Annotated in this window: 1 protein-coding gene; it reads left to right on the top strand. The window is 50.7% G+C overall.

Annotated features, from left to right (window positions below; genetic code table 11):
• A partial coding sequence (locus tag AABK37_RS42125) for an AMP-binding protein (RefSeq protein ID WP_432557289.1) occupies positions 1–272 on the top strand: 272 nt, incomplete at both ends.

Below are 272 nucleotides of genomic sequence, written 5' to 3'. Positions count from 1 at the left end.
AGAAGATGCCCGTGTAGAAGTGCTACTGACACAACAACACTTAGCAGACCTTGTACCCGACGTGCATGGGCATATTGTCTACTTGGACTCATATTCCCCCAACGAACACAACTCATCCAACCCCAACAGCAACGTCAGCGGCGAGAACTTGGCTTATGCCATCTACACTAGTGGTTCCACCGGACGACCCAAAGGAGTGCAAATTCGCCACAGCGCCGTGGTGAATTTCTTAAGCTCAATGTCCCACAAACCGGGAATTGTGTCCGAAGATG

The organism is Tolypothrix sp. VBCCA 56010 (genome assembly GCF_050875635.1).
Taxonomy (GTDB): Bacteria; Cyanobacteriota; Cyanobacteriia; order Cyanobacteriales; family Nostocaceae; genus Hassallia.
This window is presented reverse-complemented; position numbering and strand designations above follow the sequence as displayed.